General features: G+C 60.5%; 4 protein-coding genes. All 4 read left to right on the forward strand.

Annotated elements, in window-relative coordinates; all coding sequences use genetic code 11:
* Positions 1–304 precede the first annotated feature (304 nt).
* Genes flgB through flgE form a run of 4 tightly spaced genes read left to right on the forward strand, consistent with a single transcriptional unit; the run spans position 305 to position 3,222 of the window.
* A complete protein-coding gene (flgB, locus tag OO306_RS27765; protein ID WP_027593053.1) occupies positions 305–712 on the forward strand; it encodes a flagellar basal body rod protein FlgB in 408 nt (135 codons plus the stop codon).
* 2 nt (positions 713–714) lie between these two features.
* Positions 715–1,158, forward strand: a complete 444-nt coding sequence (gene flgC, locus OO306_RS27770; protein ID WP_027593052.1) for a flagellar basal body rod protein FlgC — start codon at positions 715–717, stop codon at positions 1,156–1,158.
* Positions 1,159–1,170: 12 nt separating this feature from the next.
* On the forward strand, positions 1,171–1,872 hold the full coding sequence (gene flgD, locus OO306_RS27775) for a flagellar hook assembly protein FlgD (RefSeq protein ID WP_265970365.1): 702 nt from the start codon (positions 1,171–1,173) through the stop codon (positions 1,870–1,872).
* A 27-nt stretch (positions 1,873–1,899) separates the two neighbouring features.
* Positions 1,900–3,222, forward strand: coding sequence for a flagellar hook protein FlgE (flgE, locus tag OO306_RS27780; protein ID WP_265970366.1), 1,323 nt, complete (start codon positions 1,900–1,902; stop codon positions 3,220–3,222).
* Positions 3,223–3,333 lie beyond the last annotated feature (111 nt).

Below are 3,333 nucleotides of genomic sequence, written 5' to 3' on the forward strand. Positions count from 1 at the left end.
AGGCCGGTGCAAGTGCAGTAAATCTACTGTGGCTTCACCGGCCTCTTCGCAGCACAAGGCTGCTCCTACACGGGCCTGGATTCGGCCGTGATGGTCTGACGTCAATATTTTGTTTTGCCGCTTTTGCCGCCCGGCGATTGCCGCTTTTCCCTCCCTAAGCGGAAGCACTTTGCCGCTTTTCTGGCATTCCGCCTGCCAGCATCCCCCTTGCAACCCCGTGTTTCCGGCCTTTAAGCCGGTTGGCACAGCCCTTGCTATACCTTGACCAACGACACTCCGGTCAACCTCCGAAGGTTTCCCCGACATGAGCATCAGTTTCGACAAGGCGCTTGGCATTCACGAAAAGGCCCTGGGCTTCCGCGCCCAGCGCGCTGAAGTGCTGGCCAACAACATCGCCAACGCCGACACGCCCAACTACAAGGCGCGTGACATGGACTTCTCTTCGGTGCTCGCCGCCGAGAGTGAAAAACAGCAAAGCGGCCGCTTCGCCCTGGACCGGACCAACAGCCGGCACATCGAGGCTGACGGCCTGGCCCTCAGCGACGAGGCGCTCAAGTACCGCACGCCGTTGCAGCCGTCGATCGACCAGAACACCGTGGATGCCCAGATCGAGCAATCGAACTACGCGGAAAACGCCATCGGTTTCCAGGCCAGCTTCACCTTGCTCAACAGTAAATTCAAAGGGCTGGTTTCGGCCCTGCGCGGAGAGTAACCATGTCCCTTTCCAGTGTTTTCAACATTGCCGGCAGCGGCATGAGCGCGCAGAACACCCGCCTCAACACCGTGGCCTCGAACATCGCCAACGCCGAGACCGTGTCGTCGAGCATCGACCAGACCTACCGTGCCCGCCACCCGGTGTTCGCCACCACCTTCCAGAACGCACAGGGCGGCGCCAGCCAGTCGCTGTTCGAGGACCAAGGCGAAGCGGGGCAGGGCGTGCAGGTCAAAGGCATCGTCGAAGACCAGAGCAATCTGGAGGCGCGCTACGAGCCTAACCACCCCGCGGCGAACAAGGACGGCTACGTCTACTACCCGAACGTCAACGTGGTTGAAGAGATGGCTGACATGATCTCTGCCAGCCGTGCGTTCCAGACCAACGCCGAACTGATGAACACCGCCAAAAGCATGATGCAGAAAGTCTTGACCTTGGGTCAGTGATAGGAAGCCGACATGACCACGACCAATTCCACCAGTGACGTCGGCAGCGCGTACCTGACCTCGCTGCAAAAGCAGACCAGCAAGACCGACAGCAGCACCGGCGCTGCCGGCAGTGCGCTGGGCAAAGATGCGTTCCTGCAGTTGCTGGTAACGCAGATGAAAAACCAGAATCCGCTCGACCCGCAGGAAAACGGCGAGTTCGTTGCGCAGCTGGCGCAGTTCAGCAGCCTTGAAAGCATGCAGACGCTGAACGACACGGTGAACTACATCGCCGGGTCGTTCCAGTCTTCGCAGGCGTTGCAGGCCTCGTCGCTGGTTGGGCGCAATGTGATCGTCCAGACCGACAAGGCCTTGGTCGACACCAGCAAAGAGCTGAAAGGGTCGGTCAACCTGACCTCGTCGAGTACCGCCACGTCTGTCGGCATTTATGACAAAGACGACAAGCTGGTGCGCACCCTGGACCTGGGTTCCAAAGCCGCCGGCAAGGCCGACTTCACCTGGGATGGCCTGGACGACGACGGCGAGGCGTTGGAGGCGGGTACCTACACCTTCAAGGCCACCGCCAGCATCGATGGCACGTCCACGGCCATGACCACCAACCTGCCGGCCACCGTCACCAGCGTGACCATGGGTACCAACGGCGCCGAAATGACGCTCAACCTCGCCGGGCTGGGCAGCGTCGCGCTGTCCAAAGTTCAAACCATTGGCATCTAGGGCCTAAGCTAACGACAGGAGTAGCACATGTCTTTCAATACCGGCCTTAGCGGCCTCAATGCAGCAAACAAGGCCCTGAACGTCACTGGCAACAACATTGCCAACGTCGCCACTACCGGCTTCAAAGCCTCGCGCGCCGAGTTCGCGGATCAGTACTCCAACTCCATCCGCGGCACCAGCGGCGGCAAGACGGTCGTCGGCACTGGCGTGAGAACCGCTTCGGTGTCGCAGATGTTCACGCCGGGTAACATCAACGGTACCGGCCAAGCCCTGGACATGGCGATCGACGGCAACGGCTTCTTCGCCTTGAATGACAATGGCTCGAAGATCTACACCCGTGCCGGCATGTTCTACAGCGACAAGGAAGGCAATGTCATCAACTCGTCGGGCGCCAAGCTGCAAGGTTATGGGGTTGATGGCAATGGCAATGTCGTCCCGGGCGCGCTGACCGACCTGAAGATCGACACGTCCAACCTGACGCCCAACCCTACCGGGCGCATCACTGAGACGCTCAACCTCAAGTCCAGCGATACCGCTCCGGCCGAGTCGCCGTTCGACCCGGGTAACGTCAAGACCTACAACTACACCTTCAACACCGATGTGTATGACAGCCAGGGCAACCTGCACCAGATGAACCAGTACTTCATGAAGGATGCGGGTACTAACTCCTGGACCATGTATACCACCATCGACGGCCGCAACCCAGCCGACCCGATGTCGACCACCCCGCTGGCAAACACGCTGCCGTTCAAGAGTGACGGCACCTTGGACACGGCGCTCATGAACGAGGGTGCAGTGGCAGGTGGGCTCACCATCAACGCCGACAAGACCTTCAACTTGGACGGCTGGGTGCCGGCGCAGAAGACGGTTGCAGGTGTGTGGGCCGCCAACGGCGCCAACGCGCATGCCTCTGGGGTCAAGCTGGACATGATCGCCACCACGCAATACAACGCCGCGTCCGCCACGACCGCCAAGAGCGGAGATGGCTTTGCGACGGGTGAGTTGTCTGGCCTGAGCATCGATGCCAGCGGCAACATGTTCGCCAACTTCACCAACGGTGAGAACAAGGTCATCGGCCAGGTCGCACTGGTCAACTTCGCCAACCTCCAAGGCCTGACGCCGGTGGGCGGCACTGCCTGGAAAGAGTCCTACACATCGGGCGTGCCTGTTGTTGGCCAACCGGATACCGGGACGCTGGGGCAGATCACCGGCGGCGCGCTGGAAGACTCGAACGTCGACCTGACCGGCGAGCTGGTCAACCTGATCAAGGCGCAGAGCAACTACCAGGCAAACGCCAAGACCATTTCCACTGAAAGCACCATCATGCAGACCATCATTCAGATGAGCTGATGGTGGTTGGTTTGGTGGAGTGTTGTCTGCAATAGGGGGCGCTTCGCGCCCCTTTCGCGACGCAAGGCCGCTCCTACAGGTCGACGCGATCCTTGTGGGAGCGGCCTTGCG

The organism is Pseudomonas sp. DCB_AW (assembly GCF_026240895.1).
Taxonomy (GTDB): domain Bacteria; phylum Pseudomonadota; class Gammaproteobacteria; order Pseudomonadales; family Pseudomonadaceae; genus Aquipseudomonas; species Aquipseudomonas kermanshahensis.